The sequence below is a fragment of the uncultured Eudoraea sp. genome, assembly GCF_947490415.1.
Lineage (GTDB): Bacteria > Bacteroidota > Bacteroidia > Flavobacteriales > Flavobacteriaceae > Eudoraea.
Genome location: NZ_CANLGX010000002.1, coordinates 268,289 through 284,358, shown reverse-complemented (window position 1 = coordinate 284,358; position 16,070 = coordinate 268,289). Strand labels below are relative to the sequence as shown.

The following is a 16,070-nucleotide window of genomic DNA, read 5'->3' as shown; positions in this document are numbered from 1 at the left end:
ATGGATTGCAAAAACTGCAGTGCCATTCTAAACGAAGATTTTAACTACTGTCCTGATTGCGGGGCCAGAATAATACGCAACAGGTTGACTTTTAAAAACCTGTCGCATGATGTTACCGAGCGCTATTTTGATTTAGATAATACTTTTCTTAGAACCTTTATAAATTTGTTTACAAAACCCGAGCTGGTAATTGATGGCCATATTTCGGGAATTAGAAAAAAATACCTAAACCCGATAAGTTATTTAGGGATTGCGCTAACCCTTTCTGGTCTGCTTATCTTTCTGATGCAAAAAGTTTTTGTGATAAAGATGGACATGGATGTCTTTAATCAAGGGCTAAATCCTAAACTGTATGATAAAATAATGCCCATTATAAATGATTTTTCGTCCTTAGTATTTATTTTATTTATACCAATCTTTGCAATTGCCGGTTGGCTAACTTTTAATAAGCGAGGATATGTATTCTCCGAATACCTGGTAGCTTTTCTCTATACTTTAGCCCAATTTAGTATCGTATCATTCCCTATTGGCCTAATTGTATTATTCTTTGCCCCTCAGCATTATATGGGGATGTCAATAATTATGCTTCCACTAATGATAGCTTACTCAGTCTATGTAATACAGAGGCTTAATAAATACTCCCCAGCCCAATTTATACTTAGAACGTGTTTATTCCTGGCTTTAGGAATGATTGGGTATTTTGGATTAATTTTAGCTTTTTATGTTATACTTTTCGCAACTGGAACAATTACAATAGAAGATTTTAAACCTGTAAAGAATTAGAAGAAATTAATTACCTAGGCTACTTCCTCAGCCATAAACTGCGCCTCATAGAGCTTATTGTAATAGCCTCCTTTTTTGAGTAACTCCTTGTGTGTGCCACTCTCCACAATTCTACCAGCATCCATTACCAGGATTTTGTCCGCTTTTTTCACAGTGGCGAGACGGTGCGCAATAATAATAGAAGTTCTGCCGTCGGTAATCTTTTCTGTCGCCTTTTGGATCAGCTGTTCAGAATACGTATCTACGGAGGAAGTAGCTTCATCCAGGACCAGGATACTGGGATTACTTACATAAGCCCGCAAGAAAGCAATTAGCTGCCTCTGACCGCTGGAAAGCATGGTTCCCCTTTCTTTTACATTGTATTGGTATCCACCGGGTAAACTGCTGATGAACTCATGAACACCTATTTGCTTTGCAGCCTCCTCAATATTCTCCAAAGAAATCGTTTTATCCCTGAGGGAAATATTGTTGGCTATGGTATCTGCAAAAAGAAAGACATCTTGTAGTACAACAGCTATGTTCCTGCGTAGTGAAGCTAACCTATAATTCGTAATATTTACATTATCTACCAGGATCTCACCTGAATTAATCTCATAAAAACGATTTAAGAGATTGATAATTGTTGATTTTCCGGCACCTGTAGCACCAACTATGGCCACGGTCTGACCCACCTGAACGTCAAAGGAAATCCCGTGCAATACTTCTTCATCTTCAAGGTAGCCGAAATGAACATTTGAAAATTTAATATTTCCGAGTACATGATCTTTTTCAATAGTCCCAATATCTTCAATATGACTACTTGTATCCAAAATTTTAAAAACCCTGTTTGCTGCCACCATCCCCATTTGAAGTGTATTGAATTTATCAGCAATCTGTCTTAAGGGTTGAAATAACATGCTGGATAATAGGATAAAGGCAAAAATTGTCCCGTATTCATCTAATTGAATATTGGTGACGTTCTGAAGGCCTCCATACCAAACTATTAATCCTACCGTAATAGATGATACGATATCTGCAATAGGGAAGAAGAAAGAATTATACCAAACTGTTTTTAGCCAGGCATTCATATGTTTTTCATTAATTTCCCGAAACTTCTCACTTTCAATTTTTTCTCTGGTAAACAGCTGAACAATTTTCATGCCTGTTAAACGCTCCTGTACAAAGGAATTCAGGTTGGAAACCTCAGCCCTTACATCTATAAAAGCTTTCTTCATTGCGCGTTGGAATAGTCTGGTAGCATATAAAATTAACGGAAGAACTGCAAACACGATCAGCGCCAATTTCCAATTGATGATCAACATAACTATGGCCACAACGATCATTTTAAGAAGATCCGATACGATAACAAAAAATCCCTGACTAAAAATCTCACCAATACGCTGCAAATCAGCTACAGCACGGGTAACGAGCAATCCAATTGAAGAATTATCAAAATACTTCATTTTGAACCCAATCATTTTTTTAAAAAGGTTAATCCGGATATCTCTAATAACCGATTCGCCAAGCCAATTTGCATAATAATTAAAACTAAGCTGGCTGAGCACCTGTCCGAAAAGTACGGCAGCCATTGCCAGGATAAGAAATAAAAGCTTTTCAGAATCACCCTGTTTAACTGCACCATCAATAATTTCACCGACTATAAGGGGAGTTAAAACCGCAAAACCTGAAAGAAAAATGGCAGCCAGGGCCACTCCATAAAATGTAAGTCTATAGGGTTTAGTATGGGCTATAACTCGTTTGAAGAGTCTAAAATCAAATGCTTTTCCGGTGTCTTTCTCCATTAAAATCCAGAATGGTTGAAGGGTATGAAACTTTCGTCAAATATAAGCCTTTTGCCGGGACGGAGGCACCAGCGGTGCGTCGATCCTTGCTTTTTATAATAGTCTTAACATCTTCCGGAGCCATTTTTCCAAGACCAACATCCAGAAAGGTTCCAACTATAGCGCGCACCATATTCCTTAGAAACCGGTCTGCTGTAATTGTAAAAACAAGCTTTTCCCCTTTTAAATTCCAGGTCGCAGATTTAATTTTGCACAGATATGTTTTAACATCTGTATTTGATTTAGAAAAGCATTCAAAGTCATCATACTCCAACAAAAGGGCGGCTGCTTTATTCATTGCCGGAATATCCAATCTGTGTTTTACATAATGTGCAGCATCCTTATAAAATGGATTCTTTTCTTGTACTATCCAATACTCATAGGTTCGTTGCACAGCATCAAAACGAGCATGTGCATCCCCCGGGACTACGCTAATCTTTTGGATGGCAATATCCTCCGGCAAAAAGGCATTTAATCTGTAAGTAAGGTCTGTCAGACTATTGATTTCCTGAAAATCAAAATGTGCATACATATTTTTTGCATGGACTCCGGCATCTGTCCTGCCGGCACCAACAAGGTTTATGGGCGATTTCAGTAATGTACTTAATGATTCTTCTAGTATCTGCTGAACAGTAGAAGCGTTTGGCTGTCGCTGCCATCCGTGATAGGCCAGTCCGAAGTATGAAAAAGCGACAAAATATCTCAAGCTATTATCTATTTTTGTAAAAGGCAAAGATAACGAAGTTAACTATTAGTATTAAGGAGCTTCAGGGTTGCCTTAATCTGAACAATAGCTTTATAAACGCGAAACAGAGCTATTTGACACTTGTACGCGGTTTTAAATTCTTACAGAAATGACCCACATCTTACTTCTATCCGATACCCATGGCTATATTGATGATACTATCCTTAAGTATGCCAAACAGGCCGATGAAATTTGGCATGCAGGTGATATTGGTTCCTTTGAAGTTACTGATGCGCTAGCTGAAATAAAACCTGTTCGCGCGGTCTATGGAAATATTGATGATCATAAAATACAAAAGGAATTTCCATTGGACAACCGGTTTACATGCGAGCAGGTACCCGTTTGGATTACCCATATTGGGGGCTATCCCAACAGGTATGACAGGAGAATCAGGGAAGAAATCAAACAGCATCCGCCTAAACTATTTATCTCAGGCCATTCCCATATTCTTAAGGTAATGTGGGACAAAAAACTAAATCTTTTACACATGAATCCTGGTTCTTGCGGGAAGAACGGTTTTCATCAAGTCAGGACTATGCTCAGGTTTGATATAGACAACAAAGAGATAAAGAATCTGGAGGTAATAGAATTGGGAAAGCGCTAGGGATAGTAGCGGCATCCTTTTTTGCAATCCTCTAAAGCACAATCGGGAGAAAAGCAAAAAAGATACAGCGAAAAGCCCGGTCATCCGCAGCCCGAATTTAATGAGGGCTAAGGAGGAAGCGCCAAAATATATACAAAAAACCCAGGGAACTACCCCTGGGTCTTGCGCACTAATACTACTAAGATGTTAGGTTTAACGTAAGCGATCAACAGATTTTACAAGATCTTCATCCTTTTTTATGGCCCTGTTAGCCAGGACTAAAAAAACGATAGAAAATACAGGAATCAGCATCCCAATACCCTTCTCAGAGACCAAGGTCTCTCCGGATAAGTTTAGTGATCGGTAAACGAAAAATCCCAGTAAAAAAAGATTTAATATCATGTTCAATCTGTTAAAAACAAATTGGTTTTTGCGGTTCTTGAATAAAAAGATAGTGATAAGCGCCAAGGCTGAAGAGGCTCCAAAAATAACGGCAACCCAACTAATATCCATCGCAAAAATAGTATTTCCTTCACTTCCAGTCCAAAGACTTAAATAAAAAGGTAAGGCTCCGGTAAAGAGAGCGACCAAAATTAAATAAACGGTTTGTATGCGCTGAATCATAATTAATGTAAAAATAGAAGTGCAAAAGTACATGTCTTTTAAAACATTACCATAAAATTTAAAATAAAAAATAGCTTCGCAGTTGTGTAAGATTATGGCATCAGCTATGACTAAGCGGTTTAGATACCATCTATTTGTGCAAATCATATGCTAAAACGAAAAGAGGAAGAAATAAATTAATAAGTAATAAGAGATGATTTGTTTAAAATAATTTGTAATATTGTGGCGTTAGTATTTATAACACTTACCTATTGGGGTCTCAATCCCATGTAATACCCAAAAAAAAAGAATATACTCCAATTTTTATATACTATAATTTATTTTATACTCAATGTTTGAGATTTCAGATTTAAAAGCAAAAAAGCTGCCTGAGCTACAGGATATTGCTAAAGATTTAAGCGTCCCCAAATACAAGACCTTAAAAAAACTCGATTTGGTATACCAAATCCTTGATTTACAGGCTAGTAATCCCAAAGCTGTGCAAGCGACAGCAGTGGCGGTAAAGGAAAAAGCACCGGAAAAACAGGACAAAACTCATGTTCCGAAGGAAAGTTTTAAGCCTGTTCCCAAGAAAAACCCCATTTCCGCAGATAAGGTAGTCAAGCATGAACCAAAAAAAGAAGGTTCACAGCAAAAAAGCCCTGCATATCAGGGTAATAAAGAACAACCAAAAAGCAATCCTCAACACAGCAAAGGCCCTCATAGCAAAAAGATTCAGCATCATAAAAACGGGCAGGATAGCAAGACAAGTAATTTTGATAAAGACCTAAAAAATAAATACAAGCAACCTGAATATGAATTTGACAGTATTATAGAAAGCGAAGGCGTTCTTGATATCATGCAGGATGGTTATGGATTTCTTAGATCTTCAGATTATAATTACCTCTCTTCACCCGATGATATTTATGTATCCCAATCACAAATAAGGCTGTTTGGCCTGAAAACGGGTGATACTGTTTTAGGAAATGTACGTCCGCCTAAAGAAGGAGAAAAATATTTTCCCTTAATAAAGGTGAATAAAATTAATGGAATGGACCCTCAGGTAGTAAGGGACAGAGTTTCTTTTGAGCACCTGACTCCATTGTTCCCACAGGAAAAATTTAAATTGGCAGAACGCCAAAGTACCATTTCTACAAGAATTATTGACTTGTTTTCCCCTATTGGAAAAGGACAACGTGGTATGATTGTTTCCCAGCCAAAAACAGGGAAAACGATGCTCTTGAAAGATATTGCGAATGCTATTGCAGCCAATCATCCTGAAGTTTATCAGATTATTCTTTTGATAGATGAACGTCCGGAGGAAGTAACGGATATGCAGCGCAATGTAAGTGGTGAAGTTGTTGCCTCCACTTTCGATAAGGAAGCTACCGAACATGTTCGTGTGGCCAATATAGTATTGGAAAAGGCAAAAAGACTGGTAGAATGCGGACATGATGTAGTAATACTTTTAGATTCCATTACACGTCTTGCAAGAGCATACAATACTGTTCAACCTGCTTCCGGTAAAGTTCTCAGTGGTGGTGTGGATGCGAATGCCCTGCACAAACCAAAACGCTTTTTTGGAGCAGCGCGTAATATTGAAAACGGTGGTTCTTTATCTATCATTGCAACAGCCCTTACGGAAACCGGATCTAAGATGGATGAGGTTATTTTTGAGGAATTCAAAGGTACCGGTAATATGGAATTACAATTAGACAGACGAATAAGTAACCGGAGAATCTTCCCTGCTATAGACCTTGTAACTTCTTCTACAAGAAGAGATGATCTTTTATTGGATGAAAATACAATTCAACGTATGTGGATAATGCGGAAATATCTTGCTGACATGAATCCGGTTGAGGCTATGGAATTCATGGAGCAACGCATAAAGCAGACGAAAAATAATGAGGAGTTTTTGTTGACTATGAGTCAGTAATAAATATCACATAATACAGTAAATCCCAATGGTTCTTGATCATTGGGATTTTTTATTTGGAATAAGTAACGCAAAGATAAAAAGGGATCATTTCTTAGCAGATTTCTATTTCATTATTACCACTACCCTTTATAATTACCAGGAAAAACAATCACTTTATAAATAACAATTACACCATAAAAAAAACCATAAAAAAAGCCCTAACCATTAGGCAAGGGCTTTAATAGGTTTTTCCAATACTTATATGGCTGCAATATGCTTTGTAAGTTTACTTTTTAAATTAGCCGCCTTATTTGCATGTATAATATTGCGTTTAGCAAGCTTATCTATCATGCTCACCACAGTTGGCAAAAGTGATTCCGCCGCTTTTTTGTCGGTTTCACCCCTCAATTTTTTAATTGCGTTTCTTGTGGTTTTGTGCTGATATCTGTTACGTAATCGCACAACTTCATTTCTTCTGATTCTCTTTAATGCCGACTTGTGATTTGCCATCTTTTTTTAAATTTTATTTATTCGGGCTTCCTGTTTTTTTTGTAGCCCGTAGGGGAATCGAACCCCTGTTACCAGGATGAAAACCTGGCGTCCTAACCCCTAGACGAACGGGCCATTATTTTTTTTTAAACGTTCAAGTAATAAATGAAACATGCATTATTCAACATGTCCTCATTAATCACATTTCAATATTTCATTGTTCTTCGTAGCCCGTAGGGGAATCGAACCCCTGTTACCAGGATGAAAACCTGGCGTCCTAACCCCTAGACGAACGGGCCTTTAGAGCGCATAAATGCGGATGCAAAAATACAATTATTTTTTACTATACCAACTCCATTATATTTTTTTTTGACTACTCTTAATACGCCTTGGCAAAGAGTACCCTTTTTGCAGAAGGTTTTCCGGTAACCATACAGCTACCAACTTCATCATTGGAGTCTAATGGAATACATCTAATTGTTGCTTTAGTTTCTTCTTTTATCTTATCTTCTGTAGCCGAAGTACCATCCCAATGTGCTGAAATGAAGCCTCCTTTCTGGTCTAAAACTTTTTTAAATTCTTCATACCCATCAACTTCAGTAATGTGTTCCTCCCTATAATTTCTGGCTTTTTCGAATATATTTCGCTGTATGTCCTCGAGTAAAAACTCAATTTTAGCAACTACCTCATCGGCTTGCACAACTTGTTTTTCCAGAGTATCTCTGCGTGCCAATTCATAGGTTCCATTCTCCATATCACGCTGCCCAATAGCAATTCTAACGGGAACTCCTTTTAATTCATATTCATTAAATTTAAATCCGGGTTTATGGGTATCGCGCTTATCGTATTTAACTGAAATACCTTTATTTTGCAATTCTTTTACCAAAGGGTTTATCCTTTCGGAGATTGCATCTAATTGTTCTAAACCTTTGTATATGGGTACGATAACCACCTGTATAGGGGCCAGTTTAGGAGGTAAAACCAACCCATTATCATCACTATGTGTCATAATAAGAGCACCCATTAGGCGGGTAGAAACACCCCAGGACGTGGCCCAGACATATTCTTGTTTTCCTTCTCTGGTTGCAAATTTTACATCAAAAGCTTTGGCAAAGTTCTGACCCAAAAAATGGGATGTTCCGGCCTGTAATGCCTTTCCATCCTGCATCAGGGCTTCTATGCAATAGGTTTCTATCGCCCCTGCAAAGCGTTCACTTTCGGTTTTTGTTCCCTTGATCACCGGGACAGCCATATGATTTTCTGCAAAATCTGCATAAATATTCAGGATCAATTCGGCCTCTTCTATGGCCTCCTGTTCGGTCTCATGAGCCGTGTGCCCTTCCTGCCAAAGGAATTCAGTCGTACGCAGGAACAAGCGTGTTCTCATTTCCCATCGTACCACATTGGCCCATTGGTTTATTAAGAGCGGAAGATCTCTGTAAGACTGAATCCACTTTCTATAAGTGTCCCAGATAATAGTCTCAGAGGTTGGCCTTACAATAAGTTCTTCTTCCAGCTTAGCGTCTTCGTCTACTACAAGACCACTGCCGTCCTCTGCATTTTTTAGCCTGTAGTGGGTAACTACCGCGCATTCCTTTGCAAATCCTTCAACGTGACTGGCTTCTTTATTCAGATATGATTTTGGAATAAACAATGGAAAATAGGCATTCTGATGCCCCGTATCCTTGAACATCTTATCCAGGCCCGCCTGTATTTTCTCCCAAATGGCAAAACCATAAGGTTTTATCACCATACATCCCCTAACGCCTGAGTTTTCGGCCATATCAGCCTTGATCACGAGCTCATTATACCATTTGGAATAATCCTCGCTTCTTTTAGTCAAATTTTTTCCCATCAAATATACTTTGGCACAAATCTTGTGTCCTTATTATCGAAATAGTTCGGTAAAACTAACTATTTTTAGAATGTTCAACAATATAAATTTAAAGCGATGATACAATCTCTACCCCTCCCTAAAGTAATAATGGCTGCAACGCTCCTTTTTGCAGGCATATTATTGGTTTCCTGTGGTTCCTATCAGGAGGCTTCCTATTATGATAATGATGGTATCTATGCTGAAGGGACCCAACAGGTCTATACAAAGAAAAAACAACAGCCCGCACAACAGCAGGGTGATGGTATTTATGGTGATTATTTTGGCCAGAAGGCGGATCAAATAGATGAATTCATGGAAGACGAAGTCTTTACTGATGTAGATGACTATTACGGAGGAGATGTAGTAAATGATAGTCTTGCAGTTGTACCGGAAGGAAATTATTATCAAGGTTATAATGATTACGAAGGATACGCCGGATGGGGTGATAATCCATCCAATGTCACTATTAATAACTACAACGGCGCCGGTTGGGGTTGGGGTGGTGTTGGTATAGGCTTTGGCTGGGGCTATTCCGGCTGGGGCTGGGGCTATCCTGCCTGGGGCTGGGGCTATCCTGGTTGGGGCTGGGGTGGTTATTGGGGTCCTTCCTGGGGCTGGGGCTGGGGCTGGGGCTATCCTGGCTATGGTTGGGGCTATCCTGGTTATGGTTGGGGCTATCCAGGCTATGGTTGGGGCTATCCTTACTATGGTTATGGAAGATATTCATACAACAGTAGCAGGAGAGGTTATTACAGCAATAATTATACGAATGCTTTAACTTCAAATTCATTAAGAGGAAGATCTAATCTCACATCAGGCAGAGGAAGGTCTAGTTTGACCAGCGGAAATGGAAGAACAGCTTCAAGTTCCAGGTCTAATATTTCAAGAACAGGCAAAAGCAGAGCTGCTTCCTCAGCACGAAGTTCCAGTGCAAATAGATCAGGCACAACGGTAAGAAGAACAGTTAGTGCTGATGCCATAAATAGAAACAGGGCATACAGATCCAGCAGAAGTACCCGATCTGTTCCGGGATATTCAAGTAGCGCACGAAACAGCAATACTTACCGAAGATATTCTCAAGGCAACAACACCTATAGCAGAGGCGCTACCAGTAGATCAAATACAGCAAGAAGGGCTTATGGAAATTCCACTCAAAGAAGTTCTGGTTATTCCAGGTCGTCTTCCTCTATGCCAAGAACCTCCGGCTATAGTTCCGGAAGAAGTTCTGGATCTAGAAGCTCAGGTAGCTATAGAAGTTCAGGGTCCAGAAGTTCTGGAAGCTCATCTGGCTATAGAAGTTCGGGGTCCAGAAGTTCCGGAAGCTCATCTGGCTATAGAAGTTCAGGCGGATCTTCACGATCTTCAGGAAGCATGAGAAGTTCCGGTGGCAGTATGAGAAGTTCAGGCGGAGGCGGTAGAAGTTCAGGCGGATCTTCAAGATCTTCAGGAAGCAGGGGCAGCAGACAATAATTCCAAAAATCAGTAGAATTAAATTTTTATAAAATGAAAAGAAATATATTTTTCATCCTGGTATTGATATGTGGGGCTGCAAGTGCACAGAATATTGATGACGTACTCAGATATAGTATTGAAAACACTCATGGAACAACACGCTTTCAGGGCTTAAGTGGCGCTTTTGGAGCTCTTGGGGGTGATCTTTCGGCATTGAATATCAATCCCGCCGGATCAGCGGTTTTCAATAATAGTCAGTTTACGATGACCGGAACAAACTACAATCGTAATAACGATGCAACCTACTTTGGGAGAACAAGTGGCACCCGACTTAATTCATTCAAAATTAATCAGGTAGGGGGTGTTATGGTATTTAAAAATTACGATAAAAATTCTGATTGGAGGAAATACTCCTTAGCTTTTAACTATGATCTGGTAAATAATTTTAGCAATCAGTTTTTTGCCTCCGGGAATGGTAATGAAGGTATAGACAATTACTTTCTTGCTTATGCTCAGGGCCAGCCGTTGGGCCCTTTATTTGTTCAGGATGGTGAGTTAATTGAAGAGGCCTACCTTGATATAGGGAGTAGTCTTGGTTTTGGATCACAGCAGGCGTTTTTAGGTTTTCAGGCTGGGGTAATTGATCCGGTAGATTTTGATGATGACAATAATACCGAATACATATCTAATGCTCAATACAACACCGTAAATCAGGAATTTTTACAGTCGACAAGAGGGTATAACAGCAAGTTCACTATGAATTTTGGCACTCAATACAAGGATTTTCTATATATGGGCGCTTCTCTGAATTTTCATAGTATTTATTATGAGAAATACACTCAGTTAAGCGAGAGCGGTTTTGATACAGCTTCAGAAATTCAATCTATAAATTTTGACAACCTACTTGTCTCAAGGGGTCAGGCATTTTCCTTCAACTTGGGGGTCATCGCAAAATTGAATAAATATATAAGACTGGGAGGAAGTTATCAATCCGCTACATGGTATGATTTAACAGATGATTTTTCACAAAGAATTAATTCGGATTCTCCTGTAAAAAATCCGGATATAAGATTTATAGATTTCAACATTGTAAATCTTTTCCCAAGGTATAAAGTAAAGACTCCCGGCAAGTTTAATGGAAGTATGGCTCTTGTATTTGGCCCCAATGGCCTTTTAAGTTTTGATTACAGTTATCAGGATATGTCTAATGCCGAATTACGCCCTACATCAGATGCTAGTTTTTCTACAGTTAATTCACAGATTGGCAGAGAACTTACTGCGGTATCTACTTTTAGAATTGGAGGCGAATACCGTATAAAACAATTAAGTCTGCGTGGCGGTTATCGTTATGAACAAAGTCCTTATGCAAATAAAATCACTATAAGCGATTTAAATGGATTTTCGGCAGGTTTAGGTTATAACTTCGGAGGCAGTAGAATAGACTTTACCTATAGCAGATCTGAGAGAGATGCTAATGTTCAACTTGCTGATGTAGGAATATCGACACCGGCAAGTGTCAATGGAATTATGAATAATTATAGCTTCGGATACACCATTAATTTCTAAGCTTAAATAGATAAAAAAAAGCCCTGAGATATCTCAGGGCTTTTTTTTATCTCACAAGTGAAAAATGAGTCCTTATCGTATTGGCCACCTGCACCCCGTCTTCATCGCGGGCATACTCAAGGCGGAACCAATAATCGGATGAGGGCATGGGCCGGCCGTTAAAAGTACCGTCCCACCCTATTGTACTTTGGTCTAGTTGTTTTAATAATTTGCCATAGCGGTCAAAAATAAAAACTACGGGATTTGTAAGTGTCTCAATTCCCCTAATATTCCATGCATCGTGGATACCATCTCCGTTGGGTGTAAAAAACTTAGGGTATCCCACTACTAAAAATTCAATGGGCTCTGTGGTTCCACATCCATTTTTATCATTTATTATTACAGTATTAAATCCTGGAGGGACATCCAGAAATACAGATTCATCCTGAAATTCCCCACCGTTTATGGCATACTCATAATCTCCATCGCCATCAACAAAAAACTCCACATTATTACTGTCAGATAAGTCGTCTAAAATGACTATCCCATCCGGGTCCGGTAACAAAACCGGAATTCCATAATATGTAATTAAAATATCATCTGTTATAGTAGTGGCAAGTGTAGTTAATATTGAAACAAAGTACCTCCCTGAGGTTGGGCTGCTTACTATCAACTCTGCGCCAAGTGGGCCTGTGCCTGGCAGGGTTGCATCTATAGTACCGTCATCATCGTAATCGACCGTCCACGTGACTGTGTCAATATCGGGGCCCGCCGGCGAATTTAAAGCGGTTAAAGTTATATCAGGATCACCTTCGCAGGCAATAATATCGAGTCCTAAAAATTCATCCCTAAGCGTACAGTCAAGCGCTGTATTCTGATCTGCGTCAACAGAACTACCTGTAAAGGTCAAAGAAAAAGGCTCAGGATTTCCATCAAAGTTAGTATTGAAATTGTTGATCAGAAGGTAATAGACTTCTCCGGCAGTAACATCTATCCATTCATCATAGGTATTTTGGTTGGCGGTTAAAGGTGGTGCTCCTTCCTGACCATTTTCCGGATTAACTCCTACCCCGGTAAAGTTTGTGCTATTTACTTCGTAATTGCATCTAATGGGTTGTGCCGTTCCATTACTTATATCTGCACAATCTGTGTCTGGTCCGTATAAAGCAAAATCATATTCTGAGGTTATTGTAGTACCAAGTGCAGGTAACGCTTCTATATCAAAACCAATCTGACCGTCTGTTCCTGCCCTGAATACATACCAGGATGTGTTGTTTTCAATATTGGCAGAACTTACACTTCCTTTTTCCAGGCAACCGGTCTGCCTGATAACATCAGGATCAAAATCTTCAATATCGCCAAGACCATCCGTCAAGGATAGAATAGGCGCATCGGCACAAACAGGAATAGCATTGCGGCAATCTGCTGAGTTCTGTGCTTTAACTCCAATAGAGAAAAGGAGCATACAGCACAGGAAGCTAACAAGTGTTCGCATAGATTATGGGGCTAATTTTATACATATAATCAATACTATAACTCCATGGTCTAAATTTTAGTATGTTTTGCCGAAGTTTTTCTATACTTTATTGACGAACGGACAGCAACCTAAAAAAGAAAAAAAATTATCTTTTTAATGCAAAATGATTATTTATATACCTGGCTTCAACACGCTGGCCTTGTATGTCCGTATAGGTAAGTTTAAACCAATAATCTGAAGATGGTAATTCCCTGCCATTAAAGGTACCGTCCCAACCCAGTGTGCTGTCATCTAACTGTTTTAAGAGTTTCCCGTATCTGTCATATACATAAACCATTGGGTCTTCCAGATTGGAAACTCCCAAAATATGCCAATAATCGTTAGTTCCGTCACCATTAGGCGTAAAAAAACTAGGAAATCCAACTACGGTAATGGTCTCCGTTACAGAACCACAACCATTCAGATCATTAATGGTAACCGTATGCACTCCTGGTGGGACATTTGTGAAGATATTACTTGCCTGAAATACACCATTGTCCAGTTGATATTCAAAGCTGCCTACCACATCTGTAACGATTTCAACAGTATTGTTGTTTTGCAGGTCATCTATAATAACGTCCGTAATTTCCGGAGTTTCGGAAACAACAACTGTGATAATACTGGTGGCCGAACAGGATTCGCCCAATTGATTATTAGTCACCGTTAAGGAATAAGTTCCTGCCTGAGAGATCGTGATGCTGGGAGTTGATTCTCCTGTGTCCCAGGAATATGTGTATTGAGAGTTAGGGATAGTTTCACCTATAATTACACCTGCCGAATCTTCGCATATAAAAACCTCTGTAGCAAAGCTTAAAACAGGAGTCGCTACAACACTCAACTGAAACTGCTCAGAAGCATCATAACATACCGGATTGGCTAATGAGGTGGTACGAACATAAACGGATTCAGTTCCTATACTTAACGGATATGGTGATATTAATGAATTTACACCAAGAATAGCGTCATTTAGTGAACTATGGTAGGTAACCATGAAAGCGGTAGGATCCTGAGTACCGAGGGCCTGACTATCCTTTTGAGTTAAATCAAATTCCGCAGATTCTGAACAAACTATTTCATCTGAGACAGGATTTGTTATAGGTGATGCATTAAAAGCCACCTGAACATCGCTTATTATATTTGTCATGGTTGTAGTAATCACTTCCACCCTGTACATCGCAGAAACGAGCACCTGCAGCGTTGGACCTGTTTCACCTGCAATTATTTGAAAACCTGATCCTGTGTCACTATACCAGGTATAGCTTAAAGCATTGGTCGTGGTTGCATCGAGAATAACGTTCTCATTATCACATGCTGCCAGGGGAGGTCCCAGAAGGTTATTTATAATGGCGCAATCCAGCGCATCGTAAGGGTTAGTAATAAAAATATCTCCAGAAAACTGTATTGAAAAACCCGAATTAATGTTGCTATAGTTATTGATCATTAAATAGTAATCCTCTCCGGGCATTACCTGTAACCAATCTTCATAAAGCACCGTGGTTGTATTTCCCGTAGGGTCTTCCCCTACTCCCATAAATGTTTCCGCATCACTGTTATCAAAGAAGTTACAACGGACGGGGTCTCCCAAACTGCTGCAGTCTGTTGCCCGGTATAAGGCAAAATCCCAGTCCTCGGAGGCATCAAAACCTATATTAAACCCTAATTGTCCGGATGCCGATGTTCGAAAACGATACCAGGCAGAATTAGACTCTATCGTCCCAGTTATTGCCTGTTCCAGACAGCCACTCCTTGCCGCTCCATTAAAATCATCTACGCCATATCCTTGTGTACCCCCATTAACCGGAGTATTATTGCATATAGGCACAGCATTGCTGCAATCAGCCGCTACCTGGGCCATAAGTGAACAGGTCCCAAGAATTGTTAAAAAACAGAATATTAAGCTTTTACCTTTCATAAACAGGCATACGATTTGGAATTTATAAAAATACCTTGTCCATCCCCTTAACACTAATTTATGTTGTGTATCGCCCTAAACAGGCTATAAAGTGGCATATTATGTATATCTTTGCCTTTCCAAAAAGAGGTATCCGGATGAAATTAGACAGTACATTGGAAGAACATTTTGAAGACTTAGGAAACGATCATGAATCCTCGTCTGAACAAACCCCAATGAGAAAAGATGCGTTTGTTTTAAGTGAGGAAGAAAAAATTGAGCGCATTCGTGAAAACGTCAGGGAAATTATGCTTACGCTGGGCCTCGACATGGAAGACGATAGTTTAAGTGGCACACCGGACAGGGTGGCTAAAATGTATGTGAAAGAACTCTTTGGAGGCTTAGAGCCAAAGAAAAAACCGAAATCTTCTACGTTTGAGAATAAATACAAATACGGGGAAATGTTGGTGGAAAAAAATATAACAGTTTATTCTACCTGTGAGCACCATCTACTTCCAATTGTTGGCAGGGCACATATAGCTTACATTTCAAAAGGCACGGTAGTTGGACTTTCCAAGATGAACAGGATAGTTGATTATTTTGCCAAAAGGCCACAAGTACAGGAACGACTTAATATTCAAATCGTAAAAGAACTTCAGGCTGTATTAGGCACCAAAGATGTTGCCTGCGTTATAGACGCTAAACATTTGTGTGTAAATTCTCGTGGAATACGCGATGTGGATAGTAGCACTGTAACTGCAGAATACGGTGGTAAATTTAAAGAAGAGGCCACCAGACGCGAGTTTTTGGATTACATCAACATGGAGACAAATTTCTAATTGTATATAG

General features: G+C 39.4%; 13 protein-coding genes and 2 tRNA genes. 6 read left to right on the top strand and 9 right to left on the bottom strand.

The genetic code is table 11. The features are described 5' to 3' along the window. Entirely contained in the window at positions 1–783 is a 783-nt protein-coding gene (locus Q0874_RS06210; RefSeq protein ID WP_299160733.1) for a DUF3667 domain-containing protein, read from the top strand. 14 nt (positions 784–797) lie between these two features. Here the strand turns inward: Q0874_RS06210 and Q0874_RS06205 are convergent, their stop codons facing one another. Both Q0874_RS06205 and truA read right to left on the bottom strand, forming a co-directional pair. Then, complete coding sequence (locus Q0874_RS06205; RefSeq protein WP_299160732.1) at positions 798–2,564, bottom strand: ABC transporter ATP-binding protein; 1,767 nt, start codon at positions 2,562–2,564, stop codon at positions 798–800. Then, entirely contained in the window at positions 2,536–3,309 is a 774-nt protein-coding gene (gene truA / locus Q0874_RS06200) for a tRNA pseudouridine(38-40) synthase TruA (protein WP_299160730.1), read from the bottom strand. The genes Q0874_RS06205 and truA overlap by 29 nt, the downstream gene beginning before the upstream one ends. A gap of 148 nt (positions 3,310–3,457) precedes the next feature. Between truA and Q0874_RS06195 the strand changes: the two genes are divergently transcribed. Continuing rightward, positions 3,458–3,952, top strand: coding sequence for a metallophosphoesterase family protein (locus tag Q0874_RS06195; protein ID WP_299160728.1), 495 nt, complete (start codon positions 3,458–3,460; stop codon positions 3,950–3,952). Positions 3,953–4,144: 192 nt separating this feature from the next. Here Q0874_RS06195 and Q0874_RS06190 read toward each other — a convergent pair whose 3' ends face one another. Continuing rightward, positions 4,145–4,555, bottom strand: a complete 411-nt coding sequence (locus tag Q0874_RS06190) for a DUF4293 domain-containing protein (RefSeq protein ID WP_299160726.1) — start codon at positions 4,553–4,555, stop codon at positions 4,145–4,147. A 331-nt stretch (positions 4,556–4,886) separates the two neighbouring features. On the opposite strand from Q0874_RS06190, the gene rho reads away from it, so the two are divergent. Further along, positions 4,887–6,470 carry a transcription termination factor Rho gene (gene rho, locus Q0874_RS06185; RefSeq protein WP_299160724.1) on the top strand — a complete coding sequence of 528 codons (1,584 nt, stop codon included), beginning with the start codon at positions 4,887–4,889 and terminating at the stop codon, positions 6,468–6,470. Between the two features lie 240 nt (positions 6,471–6,710). On the opposite strand, the gene rpsT is transcribed toward rho, so the two are convergent. The 4 genes from rpsT to proS form a co-directional block, all read right to left on the bottom strand. Beyond that, positions 6,711–6,962 (bottom strand): 30S ribosomal protein S20, encoded by a 252-nt coding sequence (gene rpsT / locus Q0874_RS06180; RefSeq protein WP_299160723.1) that lies wholly within the window; start codon positions 6,960–6,962, stop codon positions 6,711–6,713. A 42-nt stretch (positions 6,963–7,004) separates the two neighbouring features. Beyond that, a tRNA-Glu gene (locus Q0874_RS06175) sits at positions 7,005–7,076 on the bottom strand. Positions 7,077–7,168: 92 nt separating this feature from the next. Next, positions 7,169–7,240: transfer RNA gene (locus tag Q0874_RS06170), tRNA-Glu, on the bottom strand. A gap of 80 nt (positions 7,241–7,320) precedes the next feature. Beyond that, positions 7,321–8,796, bottom strand: coding sequence for a proline--tRNA ligase (proS, locus tag Q0874_RS06165; RefSeq protein WP_299160721.1), 1,476 nt, complete (start codon positions 8,794–8,796; stop codon positions 7,321–7,323). Between the two features lie 96 nt (positions 8,797–8,892). Between proS and Q0874_RS06160 the strand changes: the two genes are divergently transcribed. Next, positions 8,893–10,287, top strand: a complete 1,395-nt coding sequence (locus tag Q0874_RS06160; RefSeq protein ID WP_299160718.1) for a hypothetical protein — start codon at positions 8,893–8,895, stop codon at positions 10,285–10,287. Between the two features lie 33 nt (positions 10,288–10,320). After that, on the top strand, positions 10,321–11,835 hold the full coding sequence (locus Q0874_RS06155) for an OmpP1/FadL family transporter (RefSeq protein ID WP_299160716.1): 1,515 nt from the start codon (positions 10,321–10,323) through the stop codon (positions 11,833–11,835). Between the two features lie 46 nt (positions 11,836–11,881). Here the strand turns inward: Q0874_RS06155 and Q0874_RS06150 are convergent, their stop codons facing one another. Together Q0874_RS06150 and Q0874_RS06145 are read right to left on the bottom strand one after the other, a co-directional pair. Next, a complete protein-coding gene (locus Q0874_RS06150; RefSeq protein WP_299160714.1) occupies positions 11,882–13,309 on the bottom strand; it encodes a T9SS type B sorting domain-containing protein in 1,428 nt (475 codons plus the stop codon). A gap of 127 nt (positions 13,310–13,436) precedes the next feature. Next, positions 13,437–15,242, bottom strand: coding sequence for a T9SS type B sorting domain-containing protein (locus Q0874_RS06145; protein ID WP_299160712.1), 1,806 nt, complete (start codon positions 15,240–15,242; stop codon positions 13,437–13,439). A gap of 137 nt (positions 15,243–15,379) precedes the next feature. Here Q0874_RS06145 and folE point away from each other — a divergent pair, with 137 nt between their 5' ends. Next, complete coding sequence (gene folE, locus Q0874_RS06140) at positions 15,380–16,060, top strand: GTP cyclohydrolase I FolE (protein ID WP_299161708.1); 681 nt, start codon at positions 15,380–15,382, stop codon at positions 16,058–16,060. Positions 16,061–16,070: the final 10 nt, after the last annotated feature.